The sequence below is a fragment of the Mycolicibacterium diernhoferi genome (assembly GCF_019456655.1).
Taxonomy (GTDB): Bacteria; Actinomycetota; Actinomycetes; order Mycobacteriales; family Mycobacteriaceae; genus Mycobacterium; species Mycobacterium diernhoferi.
On the sequence record NZ_CP080332.1, the window covers coordinates 3469690 to 3483932 of the forward strand.

Here is a 14243-nt window from a genome sequence, read left to right on the forward strand (position 1 = left end):
CGAATCAGGGCAGTGCGCTGAGCACCGGGTCCGCCGGCGGCGCCGGCGGCGGGGGCACCTCGGCGGGTACCGGGGCCGGCGGGGCCTCGACCGGGACCGGCGGCACGAACGGCGGCAACAACCAGAACGGTGGTGGCGGCGGCGGGGCGACCGGCGCCGGGGGAAGGATCTCGGCGGGAGGGGCGGCGGCCGGCTCGACCAGCAGGGGTTCCGCGACGGGTGTGGCCGGTTCCGCGACGACTGCCGGCGGCTCAGGTACGGCAGGCACCGCGTCGGGCACCGGCACCGACTCGGCCACCGCAACCACCTCGGTCGCCGCAACCTCCGGCGCCGCCAACGGTTCCGCGCTCACCGGCGCCTCGGCGGTGGCCGACGGTTGCTGCACCACCGGCCGGGGCTGCGGGAGCGCGAGCTGCACCGGCGGTGTGCTCACGTTCTCCTGGACCGGGCCCGGGTTCGGGGCGGCGGCCATCGGCTGCGGTGCGGGCGGCGCGGAACGCACCACCGCCGTGGTCTCGGCGGTCGATGCGGAGGAACGGCCGGCCAGCGCCGCCTCGCCGGGCTGCTCGGTGCCCGACCCGACGAACTGCGAACCGACGGCGAACAATGCGACGAGCGCGGTCACCGCGACGGCGGCGGCGGCCGTGGAGGCCCGCCCGGCCGGCACGGGCAGCCGCCAATTCGGCACGGCCGGCACCCGGGGCCGCCAGTTCGGGGCGGTCACCTTCGGCGGCGTCCAGGTCCGGCGGGGCCGGGTGATCGCGATCGGTGCCGGCGGTGCCGCATCGGTCACCACGGCCTGGCCGGCGGCGTAGGCGGGGGTCTGCCCGGCATCCGGGCCACCGGTCATGTCGTGCCGGCCGAACGCCTCGTCGTCGTCGGCATCGATCTCGGATCCGGACACCGAGGCGAGCATCTCGGCGAGTAGCCCACACGGGTCCACCCGGTCGGCGCGCGCAGTGAGCGGCACTTCGCTGTCGGGTCGGGGAACGGGCGTCACCTGCCGGACCGGGCGCACATCGGCGTATCCGGCGGCGCGCAGTTCGGCGAGCAGCGCAGCCATCCGGTCCTCGACCTCGGCGCTCCAGCAGACCCCGATGGAGGAGATCCGCCGCCCGGTGCTCGCCGCGATGGCTGCCGCACCCCGCACCGCCGCGACGCACCGCGGCAGGAGTTCATCGAGGTCACGCACGGTGAACTGGTCATCGTCGAGCGGCCCGGCACCCGCGGCGGAGCCGTCCACCAGAACCCAGCCGACACCGGCCGCTGTCACCGATAGCCCAAGTACGGTCTTCACCCTCGGCCCCGACTCCCGTCCTGTGTCACGTTGCCCCGGCATACCGGCCGCGACGAGCTTAGTTTGCTCGCCCGAGCTCGGCATCTCGGCGAAATGACGATTTACTGGTGCTGTGTTCCTCTTTATCGACGCAGCCCACGGGAGTGTTACCTGGTGCAACGGTCTGTCGATCGAGGTCAGCTGCGGTGCGCCACCATCCGCCGCTCGAACACCCCGAAGATGCTGTCGCTGAGCTTGCCGAGCACCGCCAGCAGCACGATGGACAACACCATCACGTCGGTTCGTCCGGTGTTCTGGCTGTCGATCAGCAGGAAGCCCAGCCCCTTGGAGGAGGCGATCAACTCGGCCGCCACCAGGAACAGCCAGGCGTTGGCCAGGCCCAGCCGAAGGCCGTTCACCAGCGCGGGTGCGGCCGCCGGCAGCAAGACGGTGGCCAGCAGAGCGGGCCCGCGCCGGCCGTAGGCGCGGCCCACCTCGACCAGTTGCGGGTCCACGTGCGACAGCGCCGAGGCCGTCGTGGTGTAGACGGGGAAGAACGCTCCGATGGCGATCAACAACACCTTCGGTTCCTCGCCGATGCCGAACCACAACAGCAGCAACGGCACCCACGCCAGCGACGGCACCGTCCGGAGCGCGGCGACGGTCGGCCCGAACAATCGCTGCACGGTGACCGACAGGCCGACCAGCGATCCCAGTGCCAGGCCGACCAGCGCCCCCGATGCGTAGCCGGCGGCCACCCGGGACAGGCTGGCGCCCAGGTGCGTCCACAACTCACCGCGCTGGATCAACTCACCGAGGGCCCCGACGACCTCGCCGGGTGGCGGCAACTGGCTGGGTGAGAAGACTCCCCTGGCCACCGCGACCTGCCACACGATGAGCAGGGCGATCGGCACGATCAGCCCCACCAGCGCCGCGGGCACGCGGCGCAACAACCCAGCCGCGCGGGCGCGGCGCACCGCCGGCGTCAGGGCGAGGGTCAGCTTGCCGACTGCTGGGCGAACTCCGGATCGATCAGCGTCTCCAGGGCCTGCTTCCCGGCCTGCTCGGACTTGATGTCCCCGTCGGCCACCGCGATCGGCAGGATGATCGTCAACACGTCGATCTGGGCCTGTCCCGGCGTCGGATCGACCTGCAGGTCCGTGCGTTCGAGCACTTCCTTCGCCACGCTCGGCGTGATCTTCGCCTCGGCTGCCAGCAGTTCGGTCAACTCGTTGGGGTGCGCGATAGCCCATGCGCGGGCCTCCTCATAGGCGTCGACGACGGACTGCACTGCTTCGGGATTGTCGGCGATGAAGCCCTCGCGGGCGTTGAGCGTGCCGTAGCTGTTGAAGTCGGGGTTGCGGAACAGCAGGCGCGAACCCGACTCCTGCACGGTCTGCGCGATGAACGGGTCCAGCCCCGACCAGGCGTCGACGTCCCCGCGTTCCAGCGCGGTCTTGCCGTCGGCGTGCTGCAGGTTGACGATCTCGACGTCGTTGCGGGACAGCCCGTTCGCCTTCAACGCCTGCAGCAGGAAGTAGTAGGGATCGGTGCCCTTGGTGACCGCGATCTTCTTGCCGCGCAGTTCGGCGACGCTGGTGACCGGGGAACCCTCGCCCACCACCAGCGCGGCCCATTCCGGCTTGCTGTAGATGTCGACGACCTTGATCGGGGTGCCGTTGGCGCGGGCCACCAGCGCCGCCGCGCCGGCGGTCGAACCGAGATCCAGGGCATTGGACCGTAGCGCCTCGTTGGCCTTGTTGCTGCCCGCCGACAGCACCCAGGTGACGTTGTATCCCTGGTTCTCCAACAGCTTCTGGTCGCGGATGACCAGGCTCAGCGGGTTGTAGTAGGCGTAGTCGAGCCGGATGTCCTTCGCGGTGTCCGCACCGTCGCCGGAACTGCACGCCGCGGCCGTCCAGGCCAGAGCGGCGATCACCAGGGCTATCAGCCCACGTGCCTTCATGCCGAGATTTCCTTCCGAGGTGGATGTGCGGGGTCGCCGGCCTGTCGGCGCGGCATCCCGAGTTCGTCGAGCAGGGTGATACGCAGTGCCGCCAGCTCCGGGTCGGAGCGGTCGCGCGGCTTGTCCAGCGAAACGTGGTGTGTCGCAGCGATTCCGGCCACCCCCGAATCGTCGGCGCGCAGGATCAGCACCCGGTCGGCCAGGATGAGCGCCTCGTCGACGTCGTGGGTGACCAGCAGGGTGGTGATGCCCGCCTTCTGTTGCACCTCGTCGAGCAGATCCTGCATGCGCAGCCGGGTCAGTGCGTCCAAGGCGGCCAGCGGCTCGTCGAGCAGCAGCACGCCGGGGCTGCGGGCGAGTGCGCGGGCCAGCCCGGCCCGCTGGGCCATCCCGCCGGAGACCTGCCGCGGGCGGTGATCGGCGAACCCCTGCAGCCCGACGACCTCCAACCAGTGCGCCACCAGTTCGGCGCCGTGGCTTCGCGAGGTGCCCGCGGGCAGTCCGTAGGCGACATTGGCCGCCAGCGCCCGCCAGGGCAGCAGACGGGGTTCCTGGAAGACGACCGCGCACCGAGGATCGATGCCGCGCACCGGTTTTGCATTGATCTCGATCTGCCCGACGCTCGGCTCGTCGAGACCGGCGATCAGTCGGAGCAGGGTGGATTTGCCGCTGCCGGAGGCGCCGAGAAAGGCGACGACTTCACCGGGGGCGATCTCGATGTCGATTCCATCGAGGACGGTGCGAGCGCCGAAAACCTTTCCGACGCCGCGCAGGGACACGCCCGCGGGCGTCGGGCTATTCGACGTCACCGCTGAAACTTAGAAGCGCAGGCGCTGCCCGGCCAGGGTTGAAAGCAGCATGATTTAAACCGGGGTGGACCGACGCTTGCGGCGATCTTCCACCTCGGCGAACTGCACCCGCAGACCGTCGACGAAGGCCCGCAGGGCCAGTTCGAAACTCGCGGAGGCGATCTGGGAGGCCTTGCTACGCAACAGGTGCGCCTGCCCCATATGCGGATACTTGCCCCGGTACACCTCGGCATCGTCGGCCAGCCTCCGGGAGAACGAGCCGAACGTCGAGCCCAGCACCAGCGACCGGACGGCCTCACCGATCAGCGTCGACTCCCGGGGCGGCCAGCCGGCACGCGTCAGGCCGCCGTGCACGGCGTCGGCGATGCGCAGGCTCTCGTCGCGCTGGCCCGGACCGCTGGCCAGGAACGGCACCAGGTTCGGGTGCGACACCAGCGCGCCGTGGTAGGACCGCGCCCACGCGGTCAGCGCGTCGGGCCAGTCCACGTCCGTATCGAACGCCGAGATGTCCACCGCGGTGATGATCTGACTGGCGACGTCGTCGAGGACGTCGTCCTTGGTCGGATAGTGCTTGTACAGCGAGGCCGCCTGCACGCCGAGTTCGGCGGCGAGCCGGCGCATGGACAGTTCACCGAGGCCACCGCGGTCGATGATCATCAGCGCCGCGTCGCGGATGCGTTCACGGCTGAGCACGCGTGGTCTGCCCACCTCGGTTCCCTTCCCCGATGTTGCCTAAGTGAACGACGTTAGCTTATAGTGCGTGTCAATAGCTAACACCGTTCACTTAGGAGAGGCACCGATGCAGAGGACCGTCTACACCCAGGAGCACGAGGACTTCCGCGCGATGATCCGCGCGTTCATCGAGTCCGAGGTGGTCCCGGTGCACGACGAGTGGTTCGAGGCCGGCATCACGCCCCGCGACTTCTACTACAAGCTGGGCGAACTGGGCCTGTTCGGCATCGAGGTTCCGGCCGAGTACGGCGGCTCCGGGATCGATTCCTACAAGTTCCAGGCCGTCATCACCGAGGAATGCTCGCGTGCCGCGGTGTCCTTCGGCGGCTCCAGCGTGCACATCGGCCTGTGCCTGCCCTACCTGAAGTCACTGGCCACCGACGAACAGAAGCAGCGCTGGTTCCCCGGCATGATCACCGGCGAGATCATGTTCGCCATCGCCATGACCGAACCCGGCACCGGGTCTGACCTGGCCGGCATGCGCACCACCGCCAAGCTCTCCGAGGACGGCACGCACTACGTCCTCAACGGCTCGAAGACCTTCATCACCGGTGGCGTGCACGCCGACCGGGTCATCGTGTGCGCCCGCACCGCCGCCCCACGCGAGGACGACCGCCGCTTCGGCATCTCGCTACTGGTGGTCGACACCAAGTCCGAGGGCTACACGGTCGGACGCAAGCTGGACAAGCTGGGTCTGCGCACCTCCGACACCGCCGAACTGAACTTCTCCGATGTCAAGGTGCCGGTCGAGGACCTGCTCGGCGAGGTGCACATGGGCTTCTCGTACCTGGGCCAGAACCTGCCCCGGGAGCGGCTGGCCATCGCCGTCGGCGCCTACGCCCAGGCCAAGGCCGCCGTCGCGTTCGCCGCGCAGTACACCAAGGACCGCACCGTGTTCGGCAAGCCGGTCGCCGCGTTCCAGAACACCAAGTTCGAACTGGCCGACTGCAAGGCCGATGTCGACGCCATGGAGGCCGTCGTCGACCGCGCCATGGACGCCCACGACATCGACGAGCTGACCCCCGCCGACGCCGCGTCGGCGAAGCTGTTCTGCACCGACCTGGCGTCCCGCGTGATCGACCGGTGCCTGCAGCTGCACGGCGGCTACGGCTACATCAACGAGTACCCGATCGCCCGCCTGTACGCCGACAGCCGCGTCCAGCGCATCTACGGCGGCACCAGCGAGGTCATGAAGATGATCATCGCCAAGGACATGGGCCTCTAAACCCCTGGCCCCCGTCCCCCGCTCAGCGTTCAGGCCCTGCCGTTGCGCTCCCGGTGCTTGCACCCGGGCCAACAGCAGGGCCTGCGCTTTCCCTCTTCGAGTTCCTCCTGGGTTCGCCGGATGCGGCGCTCCCGGGTCTTGTCCTGCTTGGCGTCCTCGACCCAGCAGATGAATTCGTTACGCGCCAGCGGCGTGATGTCCTGCCACGCCGCCAGCGCGGTGTCGTTGACGAGCAGCGCGGCCCGCAGATCGGTGGGCATCTCGTGCACCACCCCGCCGGGTACGCGCTGACTCGTCACGACCAGAGGCTACCTACCGAACCCGGCGTTGCGCAGCGCATCGGCCATCGACCCGCTCGGCGCAGCCTCCCGGCGTCCGGAGTTGTTGCCACGGTTGGCGTTTCGCTGCTGCTGTCCGCCGCGCTGCTGATTCCCGCCGCCCTGGTTACGGTTCTGGTTACCCGCCGGGCGGCCGGATTTCTTCTCACCGCCGCGCGCGGGTTCGTCGTTGAGCCGCAGTGACAGCCCGATCCGCTGACGGTCCACATCGACGTCGACGACCTTGACCTTGACCACCTGTCCGGACTTCACCACCTCATGCGGATCGGAGACGAACCGGTCCGACATGGCCGACACGTGCACCAGGCCGTCCTGGTGCACGCCCACGTCGACGAACGCCCCGAATGCGGCCACATTGGTGACCACGCCCTCGAGCACCATGCCCGGTTTGAGGTCGGCGACCTTCTCCACCCCGGCGGCGAACGTCGCGGTGGAGAAGGCCGGGCGCGGGTCACGGCCCGGCTTCTCCAGTTCGGCGAGGATATCGGTGACGGTGGGGACACCGAACCGCTCGTCGGCGAAGTCGGCGGGCTTGAGCTGACGCAGCGCGCGCTCGTTGCCGATGATCTCGGCCAGCGTGACGCTGGAGCGGTCCAGGATGCGCCGGACCACCGGATAGGCCTCCGGGTGCACGCCCGAGTTGTCCAGTGGATCATCGCCGTCGGCGATCCGCAGGAACCCGGCGCACTGTTCGAATGCCTTGGGCCCCAACCGCGGAACCTTGAGCAGCGCGCTGCGGTTGCGGAACGGGCCGGTGTTCTCCCGGTGCGCCACGATGGCCTCGGCCAGCGAATCGGTCACCCCGGACACCCGGGCCAGCAGCGGCACCGAGGCGGTGTTCAGGTCCACACCGACGGCGTTCACGGCGTCCTCGACGACGGCGTTCAGGCTGCGGTCCAGCTTGCCCGGCGTGACATCGTGCTGGTACTGACCGACGCCGATCGATTTCGGCTCGATCTTCACCAGTTCGGCCAGCGGGTCCTGCAGGCGGCGCGCGATCGAGACCGCGCCGCGCAGCGTGACGTCCAACTGCGGCAGTTCATGCGAGGCATAGGCCGAGGCCGAGTAGACCGAGGCACCGGCCTCACTGACCATCGCCTTCACCGGCGCCTTCGCCCCGGCCTTGGCGATATCGGCGATGAGTTCGGCGGCCAGCGCATCGGTCTCCCGCGACGCGGTGCCGTTGCCGACGGCGATCAGTTCGACACCGTGCCGGGCCACCAGCGCCGCGAGGGTGGCCTTGGCGGTGTCCCACTGCTTCTGCGGTTGATGCGGGAAGATCGCGCACGTGTCGACCACCTTGCCGGTGCCGTCGACCACGGCCACCTTGACCCCGGTCCGGAAACCGGGATCCAGGCCCAGGGTGGTGCGGGTGCCCGCGGGTGCGGCCAGCAGCAGATCCTTGAGGTTGCGGGCGAACACCGCGACGGCGTCCTCCTCGGCGCGCTGCCGCAGCCGGATGCGGGCGTCGACGGCGGCCGAGATCATCAGCTTGGTGCGCCAGGCCAGCCGGACCGTGGTGGCCAGCCAGCCGGTGGCCGCGCCCTCGGCAGTCATGTCGATGCCCAGGCTCTGCGCGATGCGCGCCTGATAGGCCAGCTCATCGCCGCCGTCGAAGTTCAGCGCGAGGATCTGTTCCTTCTCGCCGCGCATCACCGCGAGCACCCGGTGCGACGGCATCTTCTCCAGCGGCTCGGAGAATTCGAAGTAGTCCCGGAACTTCTGTCCCGCTGGGCTTTTGGCCGCTTCTTCGGACCACGGCGCGGTCCTGAGGGTGCCATCGTTCCAGAAGGTGGTGCGTACCTCGCCGACCAGTTCGGCGTCCTCGGCGGCACGCTCGATGAGGATGTGCCGGGCGCCGTCGAGTGCGGCGGCGGCGTCGGCGACCTCCTCGGTGAGGAACTCCGCGGCGGCCTCGTCGGGGACCAGCGACGGATCGGCGAGCAGCCGGTCGGCCAGCGGCTCCAGTCCGGCCTCCCGGGCGATCTGCGCCTTGGTGCGTCGCTTCGGCTTGTAGGGCAGGTAGATGTCTTCGATGCGGGCCTTGGTGTCCGCGGTCAACAGCGCGGTGCGCAGCTCGTCGGTGAGCTTGCCTTGCTCCTCGATCGAGGCCAGCACCGCCGCCCGGCGCTGATCCATCTCACGCAGGTAGGCCAGCCGCTCCTCGAGTTGACGCAGTTGCGTGTCGTCCAGGCTGCCGGTCACCTCCTTGCGGTACCGGGCGATGAAGGGCACCGTCGCACCCTCGTCGAGCAGGTGCACAGCAGCGGCCACCTGGCCTTCCGCAACGCTCAGTTCCTCAGCGAGACGGGCATTTACAGATTTGATGATCCCCACGGGTGCGCTCGAAGTCACCCGCAGACCCTACCGAACGGGCCTGACCCCGGCGCAGGCGCGCGCCGCCAGCACCGCCACCAGGAAACACACCAGCGGAATCCAGCCGTCGGGCCCGGCCAGACCGTTCTTGGCGACCAGCAGCATCGCCACCCCGGCCACGCACACCAGCGCCCCGGCGACCACCGACCGGGCACCGGCGGCGCCGACCGCATCGTCCCACCACGGCAGCCTGCGGTGTTCCAGCGGGGATAGCAGCAGGAAGGTCGCCGACATCACCACCGCGAACACCGCGGCCCGCAGCGCGAGCAGGGCCCAGAAGTTCGGGGCGTGCACGTCCCAGGCGTCCAGACCCACGGCATTCAGGCTGAACGCGGCGACCGCGATGGCCGGGATGTGCCACAGGTAGAGCGTCATCGCTCCCCCGTTGCCCACCGCGACCAGGTACCAGACCCGCGGACGCTCGGCCAGCCGCTGCACGATCCCGGCGAGGGCGACGAACACGCACGGCATCCAGACGCAGTGCAGCGCGAGCAGCAGCGTCGGCGGCGCCACATTCGACACCCCGTCGGTGCTGCCGGTGGTGACCAGCGAGACCTCGTAGAACCCGAAGGCCGCGAGCAGTACCTGTGCGGCCAGCGCCGCCGCCGCGACGAGCAGTGCCATCGGCACCCGCAGCAGCCCGCGGGCGTAGGCCACGCCGATCACCACCGGGATGAGCCAGACGATGACGAAGTTCGCCACCCCGGCATCGGCCGAACCGACCGCGAACCGGATCTGGTCGATCCCCGCCGCGGCGGCCAGCAGTAACGCCAGCACGCCGGCGGTCGCACCCGCGCCGCGCAGCCGGGTCAGGGCCGGGACGAACGCGATGACCATCAGGTACACCCCGAGGAACCAGAGCAGCGCGACGCACTCGCGGCCGAGCCGGTCGGCCGATTCCGCGCCGAGGGTCAGCCGGGCGACCAGCAGCGCCACCGTCCAGAAGCCCAGATACCAGAACACCGGCCGGCACAGCCGCTGCGTCCGGCCGACCAGCCAGCTGCCCCAGGACTTACCGGCCGCCGATCCGTCCGGATGCCAGCCGTAGGCGCCGGCGGCACCGCCGGCGAAGAAGAACAGCGGCATCACCTGCACGACCCAGGTGATCGGGGTCAGCTGCGGGAGTTCGCCGAGGATGTTGCCGATCCGCAGCCCGCGGTCGTCGATGGTGGCCAGCAGCAGCGCGCAGTGCCCGAACATCACCACGACCAGGGCGGACAGCCGGGCCACATCGATGGCCCGGTCGCGGCCCGGGCCTGCGTTCGCGACCGTGGAGGCGGCAGGCAGGAGGTTGACGAGCGGCATGGCTACAGCGTGCCCGACCAACCGCCCCGACGGGATGAGTAGGACTACCTTTTCGTGGTCACGCGGTGCTGTCGGCCAGCGCCTCGATCCGTTTCAGCGCCTCCTCGGCCGCCGCGGCCACATCGATGCCGCCCGCGGCGCCGCAGCTGGTCATCTCGATGGCCGCGTTGTGCGCCGCGACGAACAGGTTGTCGCAGTTCCAGTCGGCGGTCCGCAGCGACCACAGCACCGCATCCGTGGGCGCGGGGCGGGGTGCGGATTCCACATCGAAGGTGTAGGTGCGGCCGTACATGGTGGTGACGGTGACCGGGGTGTCGCCGCACGCCTCCAGGATGCTGCGCGCGGAGGCCAGCGCGTCCGCGGCGGAGTAGTCCGACTGGTACACCGCCACCATCTCCTCGACCACCACCTCGACCCCGCCGACGGTGGTCGGCCAGTGTCCGCCGTCCTCGGCGGCCGGGTCGTAGTCGGTGATGAACGGTGGATCCACCTCCCGGGCCACCCCGGCACACCGCTCGGGTTCGACGGTGGCGAACAGGTTGCCGTCCTTGTTGAAGATGTCCGGACTGAGCAGATCCCCCACCTGCAGCGGGGAGATCGGCCCGATCGGCGGCGCCGGTTGCGCCCGCGGGCTGTCCACGGGCCGGTTGCATCCCACGACGATCAGCGCGAGGGTCGCCGCCGCCCACCATTTCGCCACGTCGGCCAGTTTAGGGCTCCGACCGACCGTGACTCAGTCGGTCAGCGTCGGCTCGGGGACACGTTCCTTGCCGGTCAGCGGATCCCGGGTCTCCCAGAACTTCGCACCGGCGATACCGAGCGCAATGGGGTCGAATATGGGATCGAGGCCTTCCTTTTTCTGCCGCTCATAGTCCCGCAACGCTTTGTAGGCGGGTTGCTGCAGGATGAGGATGCCGATGATGTTGAGCCAGGCCATTGTTCCCACACCGATATCGCCCAGCGTCCAGGCCTCGGTCGACGTCGATACCGCTCCCGAGACGACCGACCCCAAGATCAGTGCCTGCAACACCAGGGTGGCGTCGCCGCCTACGGTTCCCCGGATCACCGGAACGTTGATGGTCGCGGCCTTGCCGAGCAGGAACCGCAGGTTGGTCTCGGCCATGTAGTAGTAGGCGATGATGGTGGTCAGACAGAAGAACGCCAGCGAAACCGCGATGAACGTCGATCCGCCACCCTGCCACAAGGTGTCGAACCCGATTTGCGCGAACGAGGGCCCCACCTCCGCATCGGCGGGCAGTGCGCCGCCCTCGGCGAGCACGGCGCCGGATTCGCTTTCTCCCTCGAACACCCGGTAGGCGCCGGTGGACAGGATCAGGAAGCCGGTCGCCGAGCAGATGAACAGCGTGTCGACGTAGACGGCGAACGCCTGCACCAGACCCTGTTTCGCGGGATGGGAGACCTCGGCGGCTGCCGCCGCGTGCGGACCGGTCCCCTGGCCGGCCTCATTGGAGTAGATCCCGCGCTTGACGCCCCACATCACCGCGGCGCCGACGATGGCGCCGAAGCCTGCGTCCAGACCGAACGCGCTCTCGAAGATCAGCTTGACCACCCCGGGCAGGGCGTCGGCATTGGCCAGCACGATGATCATCGAGAGCACGATGTAGACCACCGCCATGAACGGCACCACGATCGAGGCGAAGGCCGCAATACGCTTGACGCCGCCGATGATCACGAACGCCAACAGGATCACCGTGCACACGCCGACGACCCATTTGGACACACCCCACGACTGGTTCATCGCCGAGGCCATCGAATTGGATTGCACACTGGGCAGCAGCACACCGCAAGCGATCACCGTGACCGCGGCGAAGATCAGGCCGTAGACCTTGAACAACGGGGCGGCCTTGGTATGCGCCATAGCCCGACTCAGGTAGTACGCGGGTCCGCCGCGATACTCGCCGGTCAGTGGGTCCCTGGTTTTGTAGATCTGCCCCAGCGTGCACTCGACGAAGGACGTCGACGCGCCGAGAAACGCCACCGCCCACATCCAGAACAACGCACCGGGCCCGCCGAACGCGATGGCGGTGGCCACACCGGCGATGTTGCCCGTACCGACCCGGCCGGCCAGGGACATGGTCAGCGCCTGGAACGAGGAGACGCCGGACGGCGATTTCTCGCCCTTGAGCATCAGCCGGATCATCTCCCTGAACTGGCGCACCTGCACGAACCGGGACCGGATCGAGAAATACACGCCCGCGGCCAGGCAGAGATAGACCAGCGCGTTGGACCAGATGTAGCTGTTCAGGGTGTTCAGAAATTCCGTCACTGCGGCGGCTCCGTCGGTAGATCGACCCATGATGTACGCGTTCGGATCTTCATCGTTGCAAAAGCAAGCGGGCGTTGTGTTAACAATTCGTCAATGCGGCGTAAGCAGATCCGGGCGCCGCGCGCGGGCGGTCCGCGGCGCTCGTGACAACCCGGCGCAGGTCTGTAAAGTTGCCCGGCACCCCTGAATTCGGAGGAACCGATGTCGACACCACGGGAGACCGCCGGGCTCGCGCCGTTGGACATGCACGGTCCACGCCGGGCCTGGGCCGCGGTGGCGGTGCTCGCGCTGGTCGGCACCCTCAACTACGTCGACCGCTTCCTGCCCGGGGTGCTCGCCGAACCGATCAAACAGGATTTGGCGTTGTCCGACACCGCAATCGGTGTCATCAACGGATTCGGCTTCCTGATCGTGTACGCGGTGCTCGGCATCGTGATCGCCCGCATCACCGACCGCGGCATGTTCGGCACCGTCATCGCGGGCTGTCTGACCTTGTGGGGCACCATGACCATGCTCGGCGGCGCCGTCGGATCGGGCTTCCAGCTCGCGCTCACCCGGGTGGGTGTGGCGGTCGGCGAGGCCGGCAGCAGCCCGGCCGCACACGCATACGTGGCCCGCAACTTCGTCCCCGAACGCCGGTCGGCACCGCTGGCCGTCATCACCATGTCCATTCCGCTGGCCAGTGCCGCCAGCCTGCTCGGCGGCGGCCTGCTGGCCGAGAGCCTCGGCTGGCGAATGGCTTTCGTGGTGATGGGCGGGATCAGCGTGCTGCTCGCCCCGCTGGTGCTGTGGGTGGTCGGCAGCCGCCAGACCCTGCCCGCCCCGCCGCAGCAGGAACGCGCCACACCGGTCAACTGGTGGGATCTGCTGCGCAAACCCAGCTTCCTGGCCATGGTGGGCGGCACCGCGCTGATCTCGGCGGCCGGATACTCGTTGACCACCTTCGCCCCGGCGTTCCTGATGCGCACCCGCGGCATGTCGCTCGGCGAGGTCGGTATCGAGTACGGCCTGGCCACCGGCCTGACCGGCATCCTGGGTCTGCTGATCGTCGGACGGATCGCCGACCGGCTGGCGGCCCGCGACCCGCGCTGGCTGCTGTGGATCGTGGTGGTGCTGACCGCGATCCTGCTGCCCGCCTCGGCGCTGGCCTTCGTGGTCGAAAGCCAGGTGCTGTGCGTGTGGCTGCTGGCGTTGGGTTACGTCATCGGCACCGCCTACCTGGCGCCGTCCATCGCCGCCATCCAGCGCCTGGTGCCGCCCGAACAGCGCGCCACGGCCTCGGCGATCTTCCTGTTCTTCAACGCCACCCTGGGCTCGATCGGCCCGTTCCTGACCGGCGTGATCAGCGACTCACTGACCGCCGAACTGGGCCCGCAAGCGCTGGGCCGGGCCCTGCTGATCCTGGTGCCGACGATGCAGCTGGTGGCGCTGGGCTGCTACGCGCTGGCCGCGCGCAACTACCGCCGCGACATCGTCGAAGAGCGCTGACCCGGCGAAACTCGCGTACCCGTCGCTCAGAGGCGCGGCGGAGCAACCAATTCGCGTGTCTCGACGGGAGCTTTCCGCCGGGTCGCGCCCCACAGCCCCACCCCGATCCCGAACACCGCACCGCCGAGACCGACGAGGCGTTGTGAGCGCGGCATCCGGTGGTGCACGCCGGCACCGCCGAGCAGGTCGGCGGCGTCGGCCCCGCCGGAGGCCAGAAACCAGCCGCGGGTGTCCTTCCCGCGCAGCCCGGCCGCCAGCAACAGGCCACCGATCAGGGCGTCTCGGTACCCCATCGACCGCAACAGCAGTTGCGCCGTAGGGTCGGGGGTATCCGGTGCGCCCCACACCCGGTTGGCCCTCACCGGATCGACGAGAAACGAGACGCCGGAAGCCAATCGGATACTGCCCGCCACCAGGGCCGCACGGTCCATCGACATGGAC

General features: G+C 69.3%; 13 protein-coding genes. 2 read left to right on the plus strand and 11 right to left on the minus strand.

The features are described from left to right. Nucleotides 1–4: 4 nt before the first annotated feature. From K0O62_RS16515 to K0O62_RS16535, 5 genes are all read right to left on the minus strand, one after another. Entirely contained in the window at nt 5–1297 is a 1293-nt protein-coding gene (locus K0O62_RS16515; RefSeq protein ID WP_220045464.1) for a DUF7159 family protein, read from the minus strand. A gap of 176 nt (nt 1298–1473) precedes the next feature. Next, on the minus strand, nt 1474–2172 hold the full coding sequence (locus tag K0O62_RS16520) for an ABC transporter permease (protein ID WP_165637024.1): 699 nt from the start codon (nt 2170–2172) through the stop codon (nt 1474–1476). A 101-nt stretch (nt 2173–2273) separates the two neighbouring features. Next, entirely contained in the window at nt 2274–3242 is a 969-nt protein-coding gene (locus K0O62_RS16525) for an aliphatic sulfonate ABC transporter substrate-binding protein (protein ID WP_073858171.1), read from the minus strand. Next, the gene (locus tag K0O62_RS16530) at nt 3239–4021 is read right to left on the minus strand and encodes an ABC transporter ATP-binding protein (protein ID WP_097933545.1); all 783 of its coding nucleotides are present in this window, start codon (nt 4019–4021) and stop codon (nt 3239–3241) included. The genes K0O62_RS16525 and K0O62_RS16530 overlap by 4 nt, the downstream gene beginning before the upstream one ends. Before the next feature lie 84 nt (nt 4022–4105). Continuing rightward, entirely contained in the window at nt 4106–4759 is a 654-nt protein-coding gene (locus K0O62_RS16535; RefSeq protein WP_073858173.1) for a TetR/AcrR family transcriptional regulator, read from the minus strand. A 91-nt stretch (nt 4760–4850) separates the two neighbouring features. Between K0O62_RS16535 and K0O62_RS16540 the strand changes: the two genes are divergently transcribed. Further along, nucleotides 4851–6008: an acyl-CoA dehydrogenase family protein gene (locus K0O62_RS16540; protein WP_073858174.1), complete on the plus strand. Its 1158-nt coding sequence runs from the start codon at nt 4851–4853 to the stop codon at nt 6006–6008. Between the two features lie 29 nt (nt 6009–6037). On the opposite strand, the gene K0O62_RS16545 is transcribed toward K0O62_RS16540, so the two are convergent. Genes K0O62_RS16545 through K0O62_RS16565 form a run of 5 tightly spaced genes read right to left on the minus strand, consistent with a single transcriptional unit; the run spans nt 6038 to nt 12314 of the window. Further along, a complete protein-coding gene (locus K0O62_RS16545) occupies nt 6038–6307 on the minus strand; it encodes a YdeI/OmpD-associated family protein (RefSeq protein WP_073858175.1) in 270 nt (89 codons plus the stop codon). Nucleotides 6308–6316: 9 nt separating this feature from the next. Continuing rightward, on the minus strand, nt 6317–8674 hold the full coding sequence (locus tag K0O62_RS16550) for a Tex family protein (RefSeq protein WP_205870700.1): 2358 nt from the start codon (nt 8672–8674) through the stop codon (nt 6317–6319). A 36-nt stretch (nt 8675–8710) separates the two neighbouring features. Beyond that, complete coding sequence (locus K0O62_RS16555) at nt 8711–10027, minus strand: acyltransferase family protein (protein WP_073858177.1); 1317 nt, start codon at nt 10025–10027, stop codon at nt 8711–8713. A 58-nt stretch (nt 10028–10085) separates the two neighbouring features. Further along, complete coding sequence (locus tag K0O62_RS16560; protein ID WP_073858178.1) at nt 10086–10727, minus strand: sensor domain-containing protein; 642 nt, start codon at nt 10725–10727, stop codon at nt 10086–10088. Between the two features lie 33 nt (nt 10728–10760). After that, on the minus strand, nt 10761–12314 hold the full coding sequence (locus K0O62_RS16565; protein ID WP_073858179.1) for an alanine/glycine:cation symporter family protein: 1554 nt from the start codon (nt 12312–12314) through the stop codon (nt 10761–10763). 201 nt (nt 12315–12515) lie between these two features. On the opposite strand from K0O62_RS16565, the gene K0O62_RS16570 reads away from it, so the two are divergent. Further along, on the plus strand, nt 12516–13802 hold the full coding sequence (locus tag K0O62_RS16570; protein ID WP_073858180.1) for a spinster family MFS transporter: 1287 nt from the start codon (nt 12516–12518) through the stop codon (nt 13800–13802). Between the two features lie 26 nt (nt 13803–13828). Here K0O62_RS16570 and K0O62_RS16575 read toward each other — a convergent pair whose 3' ends face one another. After that, nucleotides 13829–14239, minus strand: a complete 411-nt coding sequence (locus tag K0O62_RS16575; RefSeq protein ID WP_073858181.1) for a DUF4267 domain-containing protein — start codon at nt 14237–14239, stop codon at nt 13829–13831. Nucleotides 14240–14243: the final 4 nt, after the last annotated feature.

Coding starts and splice junctions, on each gene's coding strand:
- K0O62_RS16525 (WP_073858171.1), bottom strand. CDS start 3,242: ATGAAGGCACGTGGGCTGATAGCCCTGGTGATCGCCGCTCTGGCCTGG.
- K0O62_RS16540 (WP_073858174.1), top strand. CDS start 4,851: ATGCAGAGGACCGTCTACACCCAGGAGCACGAGGACTTCCGCGCGATG.
- K0O62_RS16555 (WP_073858177.1), bottom strand. CDS start 10,027: ATGCCGCTCGTCAACCTCCTGCCTGCCGCCTCCACGGTCGCGAACGCA.
- K0O62_RS16570 (WP_073858180.1), top strand. CDS start 12,516: ATGTCGACACCACGGGAGACCGCCGGGCTCGCGCCGTTGGACATGCAC.
- K0O62_RS16575 (WP_073858181.1), bottom strand. CDS start 14,239: ATGTCGATGGACCGTGCGGCCCTGGTGGCGGGCAGTATCCGATTGGCT.